This is a genomic window from Pseudonocardia sp. WMMC193, from assembly GCF_021728735.1.
Classification (GTDB): Bacteria; Actinomycetota; Actinomycetes; order Mycobacteriales; family Pseudonocardiaceae; genus Pseudonocardia; species Pseudonocardia oroxyli.
The window spans coordinates 121,690-136,917 of sequence record NZ_JAKKDO010000001.1; the positions used below are offsets into that span (position 1 = coordinate 121,690).

The following is a 15,228-nucleotide window of genomic DNA, read 5'->3' on the forward strand; positions in this document are numbered from 1 at the left end:
GCTCAAAGGTCCACCTCGGCTTCGTCGTAGTCGGTGTCGGAGATCGGGGCGAGGTCGACGACGAGCTCGCCTGAGTCGTGGCGGCGGATCGGGATGGCCAGGCGCATCCAGACCGAGGGGCCCGATCGCCATCCCGGGGCCTCCGGGGCCGGTGCAGACGAACAACGTGCGCCAGCAGGCAGCTCGCTCGGGACCTCGGCGCTTGCTTCCTCGTCCAGGCGTTCGTAGGGCGTCACCCGCACACGTACATCGACCGACAGCCAGTGCCCCTCGCGCACGGTCTCGCCTGCGGCGGCGAAGTCTGCACGCTGTCGACCGGATCCCGACCAGCCCAGGGTCGAGTCGACGTGGCCGGGCAGGTAGTGACGCAGTGCCTCTGATCTGCGGCTGGGCAGGGTTTCGTCCCAGGAGAGATAGTCCAGGGCGAAGCACTCGGCGAGCTGCGCGGCCTCATCCGGATCGATGGGGCGGAGCGCACGAAGAGGCCGATCCACGGTGGTGCGCCTGCGCCCGTTTCGAGGGCTGTCGGACGGCCGACTCGCGGTCAGAACCGGTCCTGCCGGGGTGGCATCTCGCATGACGAGCTGGGTCGACCTCTTGGACGTGGCCTGAACCGCCGCAGAGTCTGGGACCCAAAGGTCATCCCCGCTGGCCGACGAAGCTTCAAGGTCGACCCACTGCCCCCGGGGAAGCAGCGTGGGCTGCTGAACTCCGTAGCCGCTGACATCGTGGGTCAGCAGCCGCTGTTGATCGGACTCTCTGTACAGACTTTCTGGTTCCGTATCCGTACCCTTGGAGTGGAGTCCGAGTGTCTCGATCGCTGTCGCCCGGGTCCGTACATCGGGACTGGCCGTCGGCGTCTGCGCAGCGGTAGATGCGGACTGCGGAGCGTCGTGGGAATCCTGCCACCACGGAGGCGGCGCACCGTGGTTCCCCTCTGTGGTGCCGTTGGAGCCTCTACCCTCACTGCGTCGCCGCATGGGAACCCCCTGTGCCTGAGGGGCCAATGCTGGTGAAGCACGTTGCGACCGGATCGCGGCGGACTCCGGTAGGGGGCGCGTGGCCACCGCGGCGATGCGAAGTGATCGGGAGTCCGGCCCGCGGCATCCGATCCTCCTTCGGGGCGTAGTGGACGGCTGAGTCGTGATCAAGCGAGTACGACTGTACCGATAGATAATGAAAGAAGCTATACAGGAGGGCGGGCGGGACGTGCTCAGCGCCGATCGCTGAGTAGGGTGCTTCTGCGGGGAAGGGCAAACGATGACGGCGACAACCGAGACGGCAGGTGACCTGGTGGCCACGCGCGAGAGCGAGGCGAGCGCGCAGCGACGTCGGGCCGACAGGCGGGGGAACATTCCCGAGCGCCTCAACTACCTGTTCGACTCAGTCCACGCCGCGGGGGACAAGCCGTACAGCGCGGCGGAGGTCGCCCGCTGGATCAGCGAGCACGGTGGCTCGATCTCCTCGGTCTACATCCTCAAGATCCGCAACGGAGAGCGCCTCGAGCCCAACCAGCGCTTCCTCCGCGACATCGCTCGCTTCTTCTGCGTGCCCCCGACCTTCTTCATCGAGGACGACCCGGCGGAGATCGACGGGGAAGCACTCAACGCTCAGATCCTGCTCCGCGACGACCTCGTTCAGTCGATGATGCGACGTGCCGCCCGGCTGTCCCGAGGCCAGCAGGAAGCGCTCAGCGGCATCATCGACAGCCTGCTCCGGGCAGAGGGCAAGGAGCCCGGCGACAGCTGATCGCTGGTTGAAGGCCGGTAGAACTGGCCCCTCCCAGCGGTCACGGGCCGGAAGCAGCGTCAGCGGGAACAAGCTGGCGTGGGCTCCTGGCCGTGGCGGAGGCGCCACCACCAAGTCGGCGTGGGCCGGCGCATCGGCGCGACGACCGTGACGTCCGCCCACCAGCCGTCGCTGAAGGCCTTTCTGCGTCGAGACCTCCACTCGGTGGCGATCAGGCGAAGCTCTACCAGGTCGTGGGCGACGGCGAGCTTCCCCAAGGCATCGTCGAGCCAGTGCAGTAGGTCCTCCCGCTCGTCGGTCTCGTCGAGCCCGAGCGCGTGCTCCTGATGAAGAACCGCGGCATCAGAGCGCAGACGCCACCGCAGTTCGGTCTGGTCAGCGAGCGGAGCATCCGGCCGCCCTCTTGCTGCCCGGTTTCGCCGACAACGTGCACGGATGGCGGCCGACGTCGGTGGTTCATCCCTCCACATCCGGGTCATCGGTACTCCTCGCCTACGTCGCCCCCGCAGATCTGCTGGTGAGGTGAGCGAGCTCCCCACATTCCGGAGAGCCTGCGCGACAAGCGGCGGTAGCACTCCTCGGTGTCCGGCCTTAGTTCGACTATGGCGCAGCCGGCTCCCGCCGCCTGCAGCTCCTCGAAGAGCGCGGCGGTGTCGTCGGTCCACGCGAGGTCGAGCAGACCGTGCAACCTGGCGAAGGCGGCGATGAGATCAGCAGTAGTCGACGGCCGGGCCCAGGACACGGAGGCGATCTCCGCAAGCAGGCTCTCGACCCGTGGCGCCCCGCGGAGGTGGGCCAGCCCGAGGGCCTGCACGAGGTGCCCGAGGAGCTGAAGGTCGGATGTCAGCACCTCGACGAAGACGACGGGCGGAAGTGCTCTACTGCGGTGGTCGAGGAGTCGCGGCCCTCGAGTCGTCTGAGTGGGAACCAGCGCACCGGCGAGGCGGTTGAGTGCCCTGAGCCCCGAGCCGTCGACGAGGAGTGCGGACAGCGGCACCTGGCCATCTGCCGGGTCTGTCCCCTCGAGTGCGAGGAGGACTTCGACGAGGTCGCTGAGCGCTGCGATGAATCCGTCGCCTATCAGGGGAACAGCGACTACGCGGTTCTCCGCACTGCCGATCACAGGTGATCCTTTCGTCGTGACGTCAAGGAGTCGGAACCCCGGCGCGCACAGCCCCGATGAACTCGCGCTTCCAGTAGGGGGCGTTCCAGATGTCATCAGCGACCTTCACGACGTCGCCGGTCTCAGGGGCGTGCACCATCCGGCCATCCCCCAGGTAGAGCCCGACGTGGTGGATCCCGTTGGGACGGCCATTCGAGCTGAACAGCACCATGTCGCCAGGCTGGATCTGCGCGGGATCAGTGATGGCGGGCTGGAACGCAGCCCAGATGGCCTGGGTCTGATGCGGAACGCCAACACCGATCCCCGCGAAGGCGTAGACCATCAACCCGGAGCAGTCGAAGCCACCCATCGTGGGGCCGTCAGCATTGCCGCCGGCCCAGACGTACGGCTGTCCCTGCTGGCCCATCGCGCGGTCGATCACGATCTGAGCCTGAGGGTTGGGCGCCAGCACGCCGCTTCCGGGGGCTCCGGTACAGACGACTCCCGCGGCGGAACCGACGACGGCGTTCGCCGGCTCCTCCCACCGTGCGTACGCATCAGGGAGCGCGCTGACCTGCACAGACTGCGCCGCCTCCGTGAGCGGCATCGACTCCCACCCAGGGGTGGCGAGTAATCGCTCGTAGAAGAGCCGAGCGGAGGTCCTCGGATCCATGCGCTCCTGCACCGTCCCCCAGGAAGCACGCTGCTGGAACAGACCCACTGAGTCGTGATCACTGCCGACCCGCTCGTGACGAACGACCATCGACTCCGGGACAGTGGAGTTGGCGTAGATCGACAGGCTCGCCTCCTGCATCGAGGTGGCCACCGCGATCACCTGAGCTCGCGGTGGGGCTCCCACCTCGGCCCCGGCAGCAACGATCGCCGCGGCGTTCGCGAGCTGCGCCGCGGTGAAACCAGCGACACCCGTGGCCGGATCTCCGCCGGGCGGGGCACAGATGACGCCGGGCATCCCCGGCGCAGCATTGGCCTCCTCAGCGCTCCCGACCAGCACAAGCAGCATCACGAGCGCCGCGCCGAACGCAACACAGCCACCCCCGACAGCCAGCCCTGCTCTATGCACACGACAGAGTATAGATTGATGTTATGGCAATCCGTACACTGCTGTAGCAGCAACGGCTAGCATGAGCGTACTAGGGAGGTTCGGTGGCAGGTCATCGCAGCGAGCTGCGCCTGCTGCGACACGCCCTTGTGACGAGTGCTCGCTACCCCGTCTTCCCGGTCACGCCACGAGGGAAGACTCCTGCACTCGAGGGCTGGCAAGAGCGGGCAACGCAGGATCCGCAGCTCATCAGGTCCTGGTTCGAGGCCCGCCCGTACAACATCGGCATCGTCACGGGCAGGCCGGACCTATTCGTCGTCGATCTGGACTCGGCCCGAGGTGACACCTCGCCCCCAGGTGACGAGCCGGTAGTCGGCGGGTGGGATGTTCTGGCGCGGCTGGCGCGTCGTTCTGGACACACCTTCCCCGGAGAGACTCATACTGTTGGTACGCCTACAGGCGGCCTGCATCTGTACTTCTCCCTTCCCGAAGGACTGGTCCTGCCGAACAGCAGCGGCCGATTGGGTTTCAAGATCGACACCCGCGGTCGGGGCGGCTACATCGTCGGGGCGGGCTCTGTGCGTCCTGAAGGGCTCTACCGCGTCATCCGACGAGGCCCCGTGGCAGTGCTGCCGGACTGGATCGTCGACGCCTTAACTCCACGTCCACACCCGGACCCCGCGGCCGTACCGACCGGTTTGAGCCGCACTCGGATCGCAGGCTACGTCGCGACGCCGCTGCGGGAGGAATGCGAAGCCGTCGCCGCGGCGACGCCCGGGCAGCGCCACCACGCCCTGCTTCGCGCCGCCCGCATCCTCGGGGAGTTCGTCGGCGCGCAGATGCTCGACCACGAGACAGCCAGAGGCGCGCTGCTCGCCGCCTGTCGCGCTCACATCGGAGTAGACGGCTTCACCGCACACGAAGCCGAGCGGGCGATCAGCGACGGAATCGCCTATGGCTCAAGACGTCCCCGCACACCCGGAGGTCGATGATGGACACCCCTAGCCCGCCCTGCGGAACTGCGGACGCCGCCCGCCGCAGCGACCAGCCTGTAGAAGAAACACCTTCGCGACAACGGCGCGTCGCCCCCGTTGTAGCTGTAACAGGTGCCAGGATCCCGCCCATGTCCGCGAGACGGCCGTACAAGAGCAGGCCCGGGAGGTACAAGGGCGAGCGCAAGCTCGTCGGCGCCCGGGTGTGGACGGAGATCGTCGAGCAGGTGGACGAGCAGCTAGGGGTCGTGGAACGCACCCAGAACGACTGGCTGGCTGCCGCCATCCTCGTTGCGCTCGACAACCCCGACGAGGTGAAGCGCGCGCTCGCGCGCATCGATGAGCGCGACCCACGTCCGCGGGCAGCCAAGCAGCTCAGCCTCGCCGAGGAGGTCCTCGACCGCACCGCTTAACGCCCACACGCAGCACAACTGCAAATCTGGGCTGAGTGCAGCAAGACCCCTAGAAACGTTAGGGCCCGTCCCTCCGGCCAAGAGGAACGGGCCCACGTAACGGGGGCGCGGAGTTCGCAGCTCCGGCACCCAGCCCCTCCCCGAAGGGAGGCGCACACGCTTGCCTGCGCGCTCCGATAGTAGCGCGCGCCCGGAAAATCGCACAGCTCTCATCGCCGGTGCGTCACGTCGCATCGCCGATTGCTTTCGTCCCCAACACGCCTCGGCCTTGCCGAGCGCGCTGTCACACACCTCTGGCTGCCTCTGGGCCGTCGACGTACTGGTGGCACGAGCACCACAGATGTGTGTGAGCTGCGGGCGACGTTCCGGTATCGCGCGCAACACCCCATTACGGTCCATCGTGTGCGGCCCCTGCTGGTTCGCCAGCGGTGCCGCGGCAGAGCCGAGCGAGCTCGTCGGCCAGGCTCATCCGCCACTGACCGTCCTGCCTCGGACCGCCTACGAATGGGCCAAGGCCGTGATGGCGTCCGAGTGGTTCACGAAGCGCCGCAGCGACTGCGCCCAGCGTCTGCGGTTGCTTCTGCGCGCCCTCGCCCTGCATGCGGACTGGGAGGACCACAGCAGCTGGCCGACCTGGGAACGGCTCATGCACGCCACCGGCTGGAGCCGGAGCACGATGAGCAGCTGGCTCGCGGAGCTGCTGCGCCTCGGGTGGCTGGTGCGCCTCGAGCGGGGCACCACACCGCAGTTCCGCCCCATGGCCCTGCAGCACCTCGAAGGCAACCGAGCGGCGGTCTACCAGCTCCGAGTCCCCGTCAGCGGCGCTGATGAGGCGCCCGTTGACGATGCCTCAGATGGTCTAACCCGGACCCCAACCACCTCCAGAAACTCTTCTATCTCTAGAGAACATGTACTTCCTACGCGCGCGAGCCAGATTTTCCACAGCTCATCGACAAATCCCCAGCTCAAGAGCACAGATGTCGGCCCTAACGGGCCGCGCCACGAGAAGAAGGAGCCGGGCTACTTCGATCTTCGTGTGCCGGGAAGCCCTGCTCAGATGCTGGCCGCGGCCGCTGAGCTCAAGCGTGCCGACCGGGCACTGTGGAGGCTGAGTCCGCGCGCCGTTCGGGCCCTGTTCCGGCCCTGGTGGCGGGCAGGGTGGGCCAACAGCGACGTTCTGCACGCCCTGAACCACTCCCCGGCCATTGGCGGGAGCCGACGAGCCGATCGCTGCCCTGCGGCGCAGCTACGTCGCCCTGAGGGCTGGGTCAAGCACCGGATGTCGCACTGGCTCGACACCGGCTCCCCGCTGACCGCTCCGCGCCTGGTCGGGGCGCTCACCGACGCAGTCACCGCCCGCCACGGCAATGCCGCGGCCGCGCGACTGCCCTACGGCGCCACCACCCTGCGACCCCAAGACCTCCAGGTCAGCAAGCAGGAGCGAGCGGCCGCCGCCGAGTCGATCGCCCGCCGCTGGGCGCGAGAGTTCCACGAGCGCCGCAACGAGCGCTGCCCCGACTCCGAGCTCGCCAGCCCGCAGACACGTCGAGCCGCGGTCACCGGCTGGAAGACCCTCGCGACCGACCAGGCCGCCACCCCTGCACCAGAGCCGACGCAGACCACTCACCCCGATCAGCCAAACGCCCCGCTGCCCGCCCAGACCTCACCGACGACCGAGCCGAGCACGACGTCGACGGTGGACTCGGGTTCGGCTCATGACCGCGCCATCGAGCGTGCCCGCCTCGAGGGCCGGGCCGCCCGCCCCCGCCGCAACCGCAGGAGGAACCGCTGGTGACCGCCGAACCCATCCGCCGGCACGAGGCCGCGCCGCCCGCCGCCGTCGAGTCCCCGTTCGACCGTCAGCCCCCGCAGGACCTCACGGCGGAGCAGTCGGTGCTGGGTGGCATGTTGCTGAGCAAGGACGCGATCGCGGACGTGGTGGAGGTGCTGCGGCCGGACGATTTCTACCGTCCCGCGCACCAGACGGTCTTCGACTGCATCCTGGACCTCTACGGTCGCGGTGAGCCTGCGGACGCGGTCACGGTGTCGGCGGAGCTGCAGCGCCGCGGTGATCTGATCCGGCTCGGTGGCGCGCCCTACCTGCACACGCTGATCGCCACGGTGCCCACGGCGGCGAACGCGGCCTACTACGCCGAGATCGTCTCGGAGAAGGCCACGCTGCGCCGGCTGGTCGAGGCGGGCACCCGCATCGTGCAGCTCGGCTACCACGGGGCGGACGGCGCGGAGGTCGACGAGGTCGTCGACCGGGCGCAGGCGGCGATCTACGAGGTCACCGAGCGCTCCACCACCGAGGACTACGTGGTCCTCGAGGAGCTGCTGCAGCCCACGATGGACGAGATCGACGCCATCGCCTCCCGCGGCGGCGTCTCCAACGGCGTGCCGACGGGCTTCACCGACCTCGACGAGGCGACGAACGGGCTGCACCCGGGCCAGATGGTCGTCGTCGCGGCCCGTCCCGGTCTGGGCAAGTCGACCCTCGGGCTGGACTTCGCCCGGAGCTGCTCGATCAAGCACGGGATGACCAGCGCGGTGTTCTCGCTGGAGATGAGCAAGTCGGAGATCGTGATGCGGCTGCTCTCGGCGGAGGCCCGGATCCGGCTCGCCGACATGCGCGCCGGCCGGATGAGCGACGACGACTGGACCCGGATGGCGCGCCGGATGTCGGAGATCTCCGAGGCGCCACTGTTCGTCGACGACTCGCCCAACCTCACGCTGATGGAGATCCGGGCCAAGGCGCGCCGGCTCAAGCAGCGCAACGACCTCAAGCTCGTGATCCTCGACTACCTGCAGCTGATGACGTCCGGCCGCAAGGTCGAGTCCCGGCAGCAGGAGGTCTCGGAGTTCTCCCGGCAGATCAAGCTGCTGGCCAAGGAGCTCGAGGTGCCCGTCGTGGCGATCTCGCAGCTGAACCGTGGTCCCGAGCAGCGCACCGACAAGCGGCCGATGATCTCCGACCTGCGTGAGTCCGGCTCGATCGAGCAGGACGCGGACATGGTGATCCTGCTCCACCGGCCGGACGCCTTCGAGCGGGACGACCCGCGCGCGGGCGAGGCCGACCTGATCCTGGCCAAGAACCGAAACGGCCCCACCGCGAACATCGTCGTGGCGCACCAGCTGCATTACAGCCGCTTCGCCGACCTCGCCCACGGCTGAGCCGGGTTTGTCGGAGGACTAGGGGTGGCGCACCTGCGGGGTGCGTCTACGAGGCTGGCGCTGTGGCCGAGGGCCCAGGTGTGTCGGGCTCGGGCCGGGCGCGAGGAGCGGCGCCGGCTCCTTTGCCCAGCGGCCGGCATACGAACGCCGCGGTGTAGCTCACGAGATGCCCTTTGGCCTCGGAGCAGGCCTTACTAGCTGCTCTGCCGAGCTACTAGCTCGACGAGCAGCGGGTTATGCACCATGAGCTCCACTTCGGGGACTCGTCCCTGGTTGGTCGAGCTGGCTGGACGCCAGTAGTCCCCGAGGTCGTTGAGGACATCACCGGTAACCCCTGACTGCGCGTAGCCATACCCTGCAGCGTGCATCCGATCGAGAGGATCGGCACACCTCGAAGGGTCTCCGCAGGTCGTGAGTGAAGTTGATCTGTTTGTCGACGAGCCGGTGACGGGCTGGCCTTGGGGCCAGGAGACCGGCGATGTCGAGACCAAGCTGAACGAAGCTCTGGTGTCGTCGCTGATCGCAGGCCCCGTCGAAGGTCATCGCGACGTCGACGCCGCACTGGCGTTGCTCGAGCTTGTCGACAACGAACTGCGGGCCTATGGCACTGACAGCAGCCAGCAGCTCAGCGAGAAGCAGATCGCTATGGCCCTGCGTGCGTTGAAAGCCGTGTCTGCTCGTGTCGGTGTCGAGATCAAGATCCCGTTCAGCAACTTCGGCACCTTTCGGTCGTACTGGACTCGCAAGGGCGCTTCTGGCCCTGGCGGCTGGGGCGCTCGACGAGCGATCGTCCACGAGCTGCTTACGCCGGCGTTCGAGGTGCTGGAGCAGCTTGCGTTGCGGCCACGGCACTCTCCCCTGCCCGCGCAGTCACTCAAGGACTTGAAGGACCCGGCTGCGATCCTCGAGCAGCTCCAGCGCATCCAACGGGCGGTCGTCCAGGACGATCCGGCACTCGCCATCGGCAGTGCCAAGGAGCTGATCGAGAGCACTGCCAAGGTCGTGCTGATCGAGCGGGGCGAGGTCGTTGACGGCAAGGCCGACATCCAGGCGCTGATCAAGAAGGCGCAGGAGCTGCTTCTGCTGCACCCCTCGCAGGCGACGGTGGGCCCGGACGGCAGCGATGCAGTGAAGAAGATCCTCGGCGGTGCCACCTCAATCGCCGTTGGCGTCGCTGAGCTGCGCAATCGTGGTTGGGGTACCGGACACGGCGCAGCGGGCCGGCGTGTAGGTCTTCGGCCTCGACACGCTCATCTGGCGGTGAACGCTGCAGTAACCTGGTGTCAACTGATGCTCGACACGCTGCAGGACCCGGACGCACCATGGAGTCAGGCACAACCCAAGCCGTAGGGCCTCTCGCTGCTCTGGGCTGGCCGGAGACGGCTCAACGGCGCTGACCCTGTGGTGCGGCCGCCAGCGGCTGAGCGGTCGACTTCCCGACGACTTCAGAGTCCTCCGGCTTTTCCATGCGGCGTACTGCACCCTCCAGCGCGGCATCGCGCGTGCCCTGCATAGCCGCGCGGGCTCGGCCCCACACCGTCACCGCCTGCATGGCGGCGCTCCCGCGGTGCAGCCGCTCCACTTCCCGCTCGGCCGCGCGGTGGCTGAGCTCGGCAACCCGTTCGGCGACCCACGCCCGCAGCGGCGCGGTCATAGCCTCGGAGTTCGGACGCCAGTCCTTGATGGCGTTGCCCGCCAACGACATCGTTGTCATCAGCACACCGATGCTGGTCGTGAGTTGAGCGCGAGTGCCCGTCGAAAGCCCGGCGATGGTCAAGGCCACACCCGTCGCGGCCCCGGTGACGAACAGGGCCGTGCTTGAGCTGGCCAGCCGTGTGCCGCGCAGCTCGTCCGCCCGCTCCCGCGCGCGAAGCGCGGCGGCGTGGGCGCGGCGTTCGCGCACGATCGCCGAACCCGCGCGCATCGCCTGGCTGATGTCCGAGTCGAAGGGCCGCTGCCCGTTGGTGCCCGCTGCCCCCGACCGCAGCAGGTCCAGCCCAGCACTGGCTGCCATCCGCTGCGACGTGGCCTCCTGCAGGTTCTGGGCCAGGTCCCGCATGGTCTTCTCGTCGATCGACCGCGCCGAGGTCGCGGTCGGGCCGGGCCGGATCCCGACGGTGAACCCACCCGGTTTGGCCAGCTGGCGGCTGGCGTCCACCCGCAGCAGCGTCGCGGCGACCTCCTCCGGGCGACCGGGTCGGAACCCGGGCCCGCACCGCTGTCTGGCCTCGCGCAGGTACTGGTGCAGTGACCAGGTCTCGCCCAGCCCGCTGGCGAGATCCATCTCGGCCTCGATCGTCTCGAGGGTGAACTCTTCCCGCCCACCGCGTCGACCAGGCCCACCGGATCCACCGCGGCCTGCGGCGAGCTTGCTCAAGCCGTAAAAGATCTCCCACTCCGGCACCGGGCGCCCTCGATCGCGGCCGACCTGCCGCAGCCTCTCCCACTCAGGCGGGCCACCGGTCAGTGCACGCCGCACCGACGCGCTCCAGCGCCCGGGCGCGACATCGGGAGTGCCACGACCGAACAGCTCGCGTAGTCCCCGGCTGGCTCGTCCGGTGATCCCGGGACGTTCCCCGGCGACGGCCGCCTCGGCCAACTCGAACTCGGCCAGGACCGAGCGGCCGCTACGGCGACCGTCGGCCAGGGCCTCCAGCAGGCCGAGCATCAGCTCGGCGCGCAGCTTGCGGGCCAGCACGCTCAGCGCGACCTCGACGACGTCGAGGTCGGCCCCGGCGCCCAGGTCGGCGGTCATCGCCTGCGGCTCCACCAGCGGCGACGGCTCATCCGGGTCTGGTCGTATGGCCAGGCCGGATCGTCGGCGTGGGAGGCCTGCGCCGTGGCCTCCCGTCGGCGTGCACCCTCCTCGACCGCCTCCGCGGAACGGGCCAGGGTGAAGAAGAGAGCCGTGAGCTCGACCTGATCCGCGTCGCCGGCGACCAGATAGCCGCGCTCCACCTCGCCCTCGCCCTGCGGGATCACCCACCACATGCGGTCCCACCAGACAGGGCCGATGTCGAACTCTGCCAGCAGCGGCTGAGCGTCGCCGGCGGCGATGAGCTCGTCCATGTCCGCCACCGCGACACGAATCTGCTCGGCACCGCCGGGCGGGCCCGGCTCGGCGACTCGTCGGCTGAGGATGAGAGCCATGATCAGTCGTCCTCTCCCCCGCTAAAGGATCAAGACCAGTATGCGCGTCGAGCGCACGCTCCACGGTGACGAGCAGATGAAGGACAGGCCCGTTAACCACGGGAAAAGCCGGATGTGTACACGTTCGTGGTAGCATGAGGGGGTGATGACACCGGAGATCCTCAGTGTGCGCGAGCTGCGTGCCGGGCTCGCCGGTGTACTCAAGCAGGTCCAGCAGCCGGGTTCCGAACCCGTGTTCGTGGGTCCCCATCGCAAGGCGGAGGCGGTCGTGATGTCGGTATCGCAGTACGAGCAGCTCCAGCAGGCCGCGGCGGTACGCCGCGAGGCCGTCGCAGAGGCGCTGGCCTCGGTCCGCGCGGAGGGCCTCGAGCCCAGCGACGAGGGGCTGACGATGTTCGAGGCGATCGCCGAGGGCCGCATGACCCCCGAAGAGGCCCGCGAGAAGACTCTGGCGCGCTACCGCAGGTGAGCTCGCACGACCCCTACACCGACCCCGCCAGCGGGGTCCTGCGCAACAAGCTCGGACTCACCGACCCCGACGAGCTCGACCGGGCCGAGGCCGACCTGACCGGTTTCCGGCTCATCGAGCTGCGCCAGCACGACCTGCCCGGCGACTACGACCTCTCCCACCTGCAGGCCTTCCACCGCTTCATCTTCTCCGACGTCTACCCCTGGGCCGGTCAGCTGCGCACCGTGTCGATCGCCAAGGACGACCTGTTCTGCCTGCCCCAGCACATCGAGGGCTTCGCCGCCGACGTCTTCGGCAAGCTCGCCCGCCGCGACGACTACCTGCGCGGGCTCGAACAGCCCGAGTTCCTCGACAAGCTCACCGAACTCCTGGCCGACGTCAATGCGCTACACCCGTTCCGGGAAGGCAACGGCCGCGCCCAGCGGGCGTTCCTCGCCCAGTTGGCTCGTGACGCGGGGCATCGGTTGCGGTGGGAGTCGATGGATCCCAGACAGAACATCCTCGCCTCCCAAGCTGCACACCGCGGCGACAACCAGCCACTGCGACACATGCTCGAGGACCTTGTGGTGGTCTCACCGCCCGCGGCGACAGGCTCGGCCGATCCGGCGCGTGAGCACCCGGCTCAGACCGCCGGTGCGTCCTTCAACCCGCCGAAGGACCGCCGACCAGCGGGGACGGCGAAACAACGTCCTGGCGGAGGCGTCGCCTTCCCCCCACCGCGACGCTCACCGGAGCAGGGCAGAGGACCTTGCCGGTAGCGACCGCGACGACCGAGGCCTTGGACGGCGTGGGGTGTCGTCTGTGCCCGCAGCGCCCGGGCAGGTGCTTGATCGCGTCTCACGACCTGGCCCCTGGGCCCGCACGAACCGCGAGCGGCAGCCGGCGGTCCGAGCTCCGGAGCGACCCCGGAGCAGGGTGACGTCGTCAGGACTGAGGAGAGCGATTGCGCTGTTCGGCGTAACCGTGCCCTCGTCGGCGGCGATGACCAGGCGTCGGACCAGGAACTGGGGGCGTGATGGGCGAGGAAATCGGCGACGACGGGGAGGCGAAGCCGGGGGATGCGCCCGAGGACCTCGCCGCCTACGCGGCGGCGCTCGACCTGGTAGGCGAGGCACTCGAAGCGATCCTCGACGCGATCCCCCTCGAGGAGGCTGAGGAGGGCGGATCCTCCGCGCTGGGTCGGCTGTTCGACGATCTCGGCGCGACCGTCGACAGCATCTCGATCTTCACCGAGCGGATCTCGCCACGCTTCGTGAAGCCTCCGGAGCCGTTGTTCGGGACCGCCCCCGATGTCGGGGTCGCGCAACGGCTGGCCGCTCTGCAGCGCCTGGGGGATCTGCTTCCGGCGCGGCCGCGGCCCTCCAGCGGCGCTGAGCGCCGCGAGTGGGACCGCAACGCTCAGCTGAGGCCGGTGCCTGCGTGGCGGCGCACCGTGTGGGCCGATCTGCTTCCGCCGCCGCTCCCCCGGACCTGGGAGGACAAGGCGGACCGCGCGCACCGGCTCTACCTCGTGGCGTGGGGTGACGGGTGGGTGAAGTACGGCCATGGGACCGACGCCCGGATCCGCGAGCATCTGGTCGACGAGCGTTCCCGGGTGCTGCAGGTCCTCCAGGCCCGCCACGCCGACGTCGTGGCGGCCGAGCGCGCCCTGCAAGCCCGGCTGGTCACCGAGCCTCGACCCAGCCCGGAGCAGCTCGACTTGATGCCGCGCTCGTTCGTGCGCGGCACCGAGGTCGTCCCCGCGGCGGCCGTCCGCGGTGTGGACCTGATGGACATGCTCGCTGACGCCGTCGACGTCACCGAGGACTACCCGCCGCGGGTCCGGCCGGTGGCGTCGTGAACGCCGCGGCGCACTCGTCGAGCTCGGGGGCCCCGCTGTGCCGCGTCGACGAGCCCCCTCCCCGACGGCAGGGTGCGGCGCTGCCCGGGGAGCCGGGGCCGATCACGGTGCCGGTGGAGCGCTACCTTCGACGTCTCCCCGCAGGTTCGTTGCCCGCCGAGCTGCCCAGCAGCGGCCTGCTGTGGCGTGCCGACGTGTTCGCGGTGGCGGCGAGTTGGCGTCGAGGAACCGCGAGTGCCCGCGACCTCGCTGTCGCGACGCTGCTGTGGGGATTCGGGCCCACCGCCTACGGCCCCTATCGCACAGAGCGGATCCTGGCCGCCGATCCGGACGGCACGCGGCTGGCCCGCGGCCTGGAGCCGCTGCGGGCCGACGAGCTCACCCCAGAGACGCTGCAAGCGGCGTATGTGTCGTTTCGGCGTGGGCAGAGTGCCTACGTCCGCGGCCTGGGCCCGGCGTTCTTCACGAAGCTGATCTACTTCGCCGGCTACCGCCGCGGCCGCGGCGGCGTCCAGCCACTCATCCTGGACAAGGTCGTCGCAGGACGGCTCCCGGTCTCAGCGGGCCCGGCCCGGCACTCCTCGTGGGGATGGCGCTCCGCGGACTGGATCGCCTATCTCCAGTGGGCCGCGTCGACCGCGCAGGATCCGCGGTTCGACGGCGAGCCCGAGCGCGTCGAGATGGCGCTCTTCGCAGGCACCGCGCAGCTCGGACAGTGACCTGCAGCCCGGGATGCGGACAGGCTCAGCCCTCGTCGATGAACCACTTGTCGCGCTCGCTCGCCGATGGTGCCGGGTAGGTCTTCGCGAGTGTGGCGATGTGCTCGCGGCCATTGATGCTCAGCTCGTTACGGAAGACACCCATGGCCAAGCGGACGACCTCGCCCGGCTCGATATCGAACGCCTTCGCGGCGGCGGCGATGAAGGCGGCCTCGTCCTCAGAGATCTGCGCGGTGAAGTCCACGAGCGAACGCTAGCGAAGTGCCCGGTTCTGGGGACCCGGCCAACTTCCGAACTTGCCGAGCCCGCGCACCGGAGGGTTCTGACCGCTCCGCCCGGGGCCGTTCTCAGGCGGACTTGAGTAGCCGGACCCAGATGCCGTTCTTCGTCTGCACGAGATCGAGGTCCTGCCCGTCGAGGCAGATTCCGGAGCGGCGGTGTGTGTCGAACAGGGCTGCGTCGTCGAAGGTGTGACAGCAGGTCCGGCAGTGGGCGCGGTCCATGCCCGCCCAGCGTGCGCCGCAGCGCACGCAGTGCTGCTGCAGCATCTCGGGCCGGTC

The 15,228-nt window shown here is 69.2% G+C and carries 18 protein-coding genes; 10 read left to right on the forward strand and 8 right to left on the reverse strand.

The genetic code is table 11. The features are described 5' to 3' along the window. Positions 1–2: 2 nt before the first annotated feature. Positions 3–578, reverse strand: coding sequence for a hypothetical protein (locus L3X23_RS00530; protein WP_237189975.1), 576 nt, complete (start codon positions 576–578; stop codon positions 3–5). Positions 579–1,293: 715 nt separating this feature from the next. Here L3X23_RS00530 and L3X23_RS00535 point away from each other — a divergent pair. Further along, on the forward strand, positions 1,294–1,749 hold the full coding sequence (locus tag L3X23_RS00535) for a hypothetical protein (protein WP_237189976.1): 456 nt from the start codon (positions 1,294–1,296) through the stop codon (positions 1,747–1,749). 59 nt (positions 1,750–1,808) lie between these two features. Here the strand turns inward: L3X23_RS00535 and L3X23_RS00540 are convergent, their stop codons facing one another. The 3 genes from L3X23_RS00540 to L3X23_RS00550 are packed head-to-tail and all read right to left on the reverse strand — an operon-like array spanning position 1,809 to position 3,872. Beyond that, entirely contained in the window at positions 1,809–2,228 is a 420-nt protein-coding gene (locus L3X23_RS00540) for a hypothetical protein (RefSeq protein WP_237189977.1), read from the reverse strand. Next, positions 2,225–2,872: a hypothetical protein gene (locus tag L3X23_RS00545; protein ID WP_237189978.1), complete on the reverse strand. Its 648-nt coding sequence runs from the start codon at positions 2,870–2,872 to the stop codon at positions 2,225–2,227. The genes L3X23_RS00540 and L3X23_RS00545 overlap by 4 nt, the downstream gene beginning before the upstream one ends. Before the next feature lie 22 nt (positions 2,873–2,894). After that, a complete protein-coding gene (locus L3X23_RS00550) occupies positions 2,895–3,872 on the reverse strand; it encodes a C40 family peptidase (RefSeq protein WP_237189979.1) in 978 nt (325 codons plus the stop codon). A gap of 143 nt (positions 3,873–4,015) precedes the next feature. On the opposite strand from L3X23_RS00550, the gene L3X23_RS00555 reads away from it, so the two are divergent. From L3X23_RS00555 to L3X23_RS00575, 5 genes are all read left to right on the forward strand, one after another. Beyond that, entirely contained in the window at positions 4,016–4,903 is an 888-nt protein-coding gene (locus L3X23_RS00555; RefSeq protein WP_237189980.1) for a bifunctional DNA primase/polymerase, read from the forward strand. Between the two features lie 131 nt (positions 4,904–5,034). Then, the gene (locus L3X23_RS00560) at positions 5,035–5,316 is read left to right on the forward strand and encodes a hypothetical protein (protein WP_237189981.1); all 282 of its coding nucleotides are present in this window, start codon (positions 5,035–5,037) and stop codon (positions 5,314–5,316) included. Between the two features lie 400 nt (positions 5,317–5,716). Then, on the forward strand, positions 5,717–7,111 hold the full coding sequence (locus L3X23_RS00565) for a helix-turn-helix domain-containing protein (RefSeq protein ID WP_237189982.1): 1,395 nt from the start codon (positions 5,717–5,719) through the stop codon (positions 7,109–7,111). Beyond that, positions 7,108–8,490: a replicative DNA helicase gene (gene dnaB, locus L3X23_RS00570; RefSeq protein ID WP_237189983.1), complete on the forward strand. Its 1,383-nt coding sequence runs from the start codon at positions 7,108–7,110 to the stop codon at positions 8,488–8,490. The genes L3X23_RS00565 and dnaB overlap by 4 nt, the downstream gene beginning before the upstream one ends. 411 nt (positions 8,491–8,901) lie before the next feature. Next, positions 8,902–9,840 (forward strand): abortive infection family protein, encoded by a 939-nt coding sequence (locus tag L3X23_RS00575; RefSeq protein ID WP_237189984.1) that lies wholly within the window; start codon positions 8,902–8,904, stop codon positions 9,838–9,840. Positions 9,841–9,874: 34 nt separating this feature from the next. On the opposite strand, the gene L3X23_RS00580 is transcribed toward L3X23_RS00575, so the two are convergent. Both L3X23_RS00580 and L3X23_RS00585 read right to left on the reverse strand, forming a co-directional pair. After that, positions 9,875–11,245 carry a hypothetical protein gene (locus L3X23_RS00580; RefSeq protein ID WP_237189985.1) on the reverse strand — a complete coding sequence of 457 codons (1,371 nt, stop codon included), beginning with the start codon at positions 11,243–11,245 and terminating at the stop codon, positions 9,875–9,877. After that, positions 11,242–11,559, reverse strand: a complete 318-nt coding sequence (locus L3X23_RS00585) for a hypothetical protein (RefSeq protein WP_237189986.1) — start codon at positions 11,557–11,559, stop codon at positions 11,242–11,244. The genes L3X23_RS00580 and L3X23_RS00585 overlap by 4 nt, the downstream gene beginning before the upstream one ends. A gap of 226 nt (positions 11,560–11,785) precedes the next feature. Here L3X23_RS00585 and L3X23_RS00590 point away from each other — a divergent pair, with 226 nt between their 5' ends. From L3X23_RS00590 to L3X23_RS00605, 4 genes are all read left to right on the forward strand, one after another. Beyond that, the gene (locus tag L3X23_RS00590) at positions 11,786–12,109 is read left to right on the forward strand and encodes a type II toxin-antitoxin system prevent-host-death family antitoxin (protein WP_237190050.1); all 324 of its coding nucleotides are present in this window, start codon (positions 11,786–11,788) and stop codon (positions 12,107–12,109) included. After that, positions 12,106–12,867, forward strand: a complete 762-nt coding sequence (locus L3X23_RS00595; protein ID WP_237189987.1) for a Fic family protein — start codon at positions 12,106–12,108, stop codon at positions 12,865–12,867. The genes L3X23_RS00590 and L3X23_RS00595 overlap by 4 nt, the downstream gene beginning before the upstream one ends. A 257-nt stretch (positions 12,868–13,124) precedes the next feature. Beyond that, positions 13,125–13,949, forward strand: coding sequence for a hypothetical protein (locus L3X23_RS00600; RefSeq protein ID WP_237189988.1), 825 nt, complete (start codon positions 13,125–13,127; stop codon positions 13,947–13,949). Next, the gene (locus tag L3X23_RS00605) at positions 13,946–14,668 is read left to right on the forward strand and encodes a hypothetical protein (RefSeq protein WP_237189989.1); all 723 of its coding nucleotides are present in this window, start codon (positions 13,946–13,948) and stop codon (positions 14,666–14,668) included. The genes L3X23_RS00600 and L3X23_RS00605 overlap by 4 nt, the downstream gene beginning before the upstream one ends. Before the next feature lie 25 nt (positions 14,669–14,693). Here the strand turns inward: L3X23_RS00605 and L3X23_RS00610 are convergent, their stop codons facing one another. Together L3X23_RS00610 and L3X23_RS00615 are read right to left on the reverse strand one after the other, a co-directional pair. Beyond that, on the reverse strand, positions 14,694–14,912 hold the full coding sequence (locus L3X23_RS00610) for a hypothetical protein (protein WP_237189990.1): 219 nt from the start codon (positions 14,910–14,912) through the stop codon (positions 14,694–14,696). Positions 14,913–15,015: 103 nt separating this feature from the next. After that, positions 15,016–15,228, reverse strand: a 213-nt coding sequence (locus tag L3X23_RS00615) for a hypothetical protein (protein ID WP_308116848.1), incomplete at its 5' end; no start/stop codon positions are given.

Bases quoted from the DNA above. Each gene is read 5' to 3' on its own strand.
- L3X23_RS00580 (WP_237189985.1), bottom strand. From the start codon at position 11,245: ATGACCGCCGACCTGGGCGCCGGGGCCGACCTCGACGTCGTCGAGGTC.
- L3X23_RS00560 (WP_237189981.1), top strand. From the start codon at position 5,035: ATGTCCGCGAGACGGCCGTACAAGAGCAGGCCCGGGAGGTACAAGGGC.
- L3X23_RS00530 (WP_237189975.1), bottom strand. From the start codon at position 578: ATGCGAGATGCCACCCCGGCAGGACCGGTTCTGACCGCGAGTCGGCCG.
- L3X23_RS00590 (WP_237190050.1), top strand. From the start codon at position 11,786: ATGACACCGGAGATCCTCAGTGTGCGCGAGCTGCGTGCCGGGCTCGCC.
- L3X23_RS00600 (WP_237189988.1), top strand. From the start codon at position 13,125: ATGGGCGAGGAAATCGGCGACGACGGGGAGGCGAAGCCGGGGGATGCG.
- L3X23_RS00585 (WP_237189986.1), bottom strand. From the start codon at position 11,559: ATGGACGAGCTCATCGCCGCCGGCGACGCTCAGCCGCTGCTGGCAGAG.
- L3X23_RS00550 (WP_237189979.1), bottom strand. From the start codon at position 3,872: ATGCTGCTTGTGCTGGTCGGGAGCGCTGAGGAGGCCAATGCTGCGCCG.
- L3X23_RS00540 (WP_237189977.1), bottom strand. From the start codon at position 2,228: ATGACCCGGATGTGGAGGGATGAACCACCGACGTCGGCCGCCATCCGT.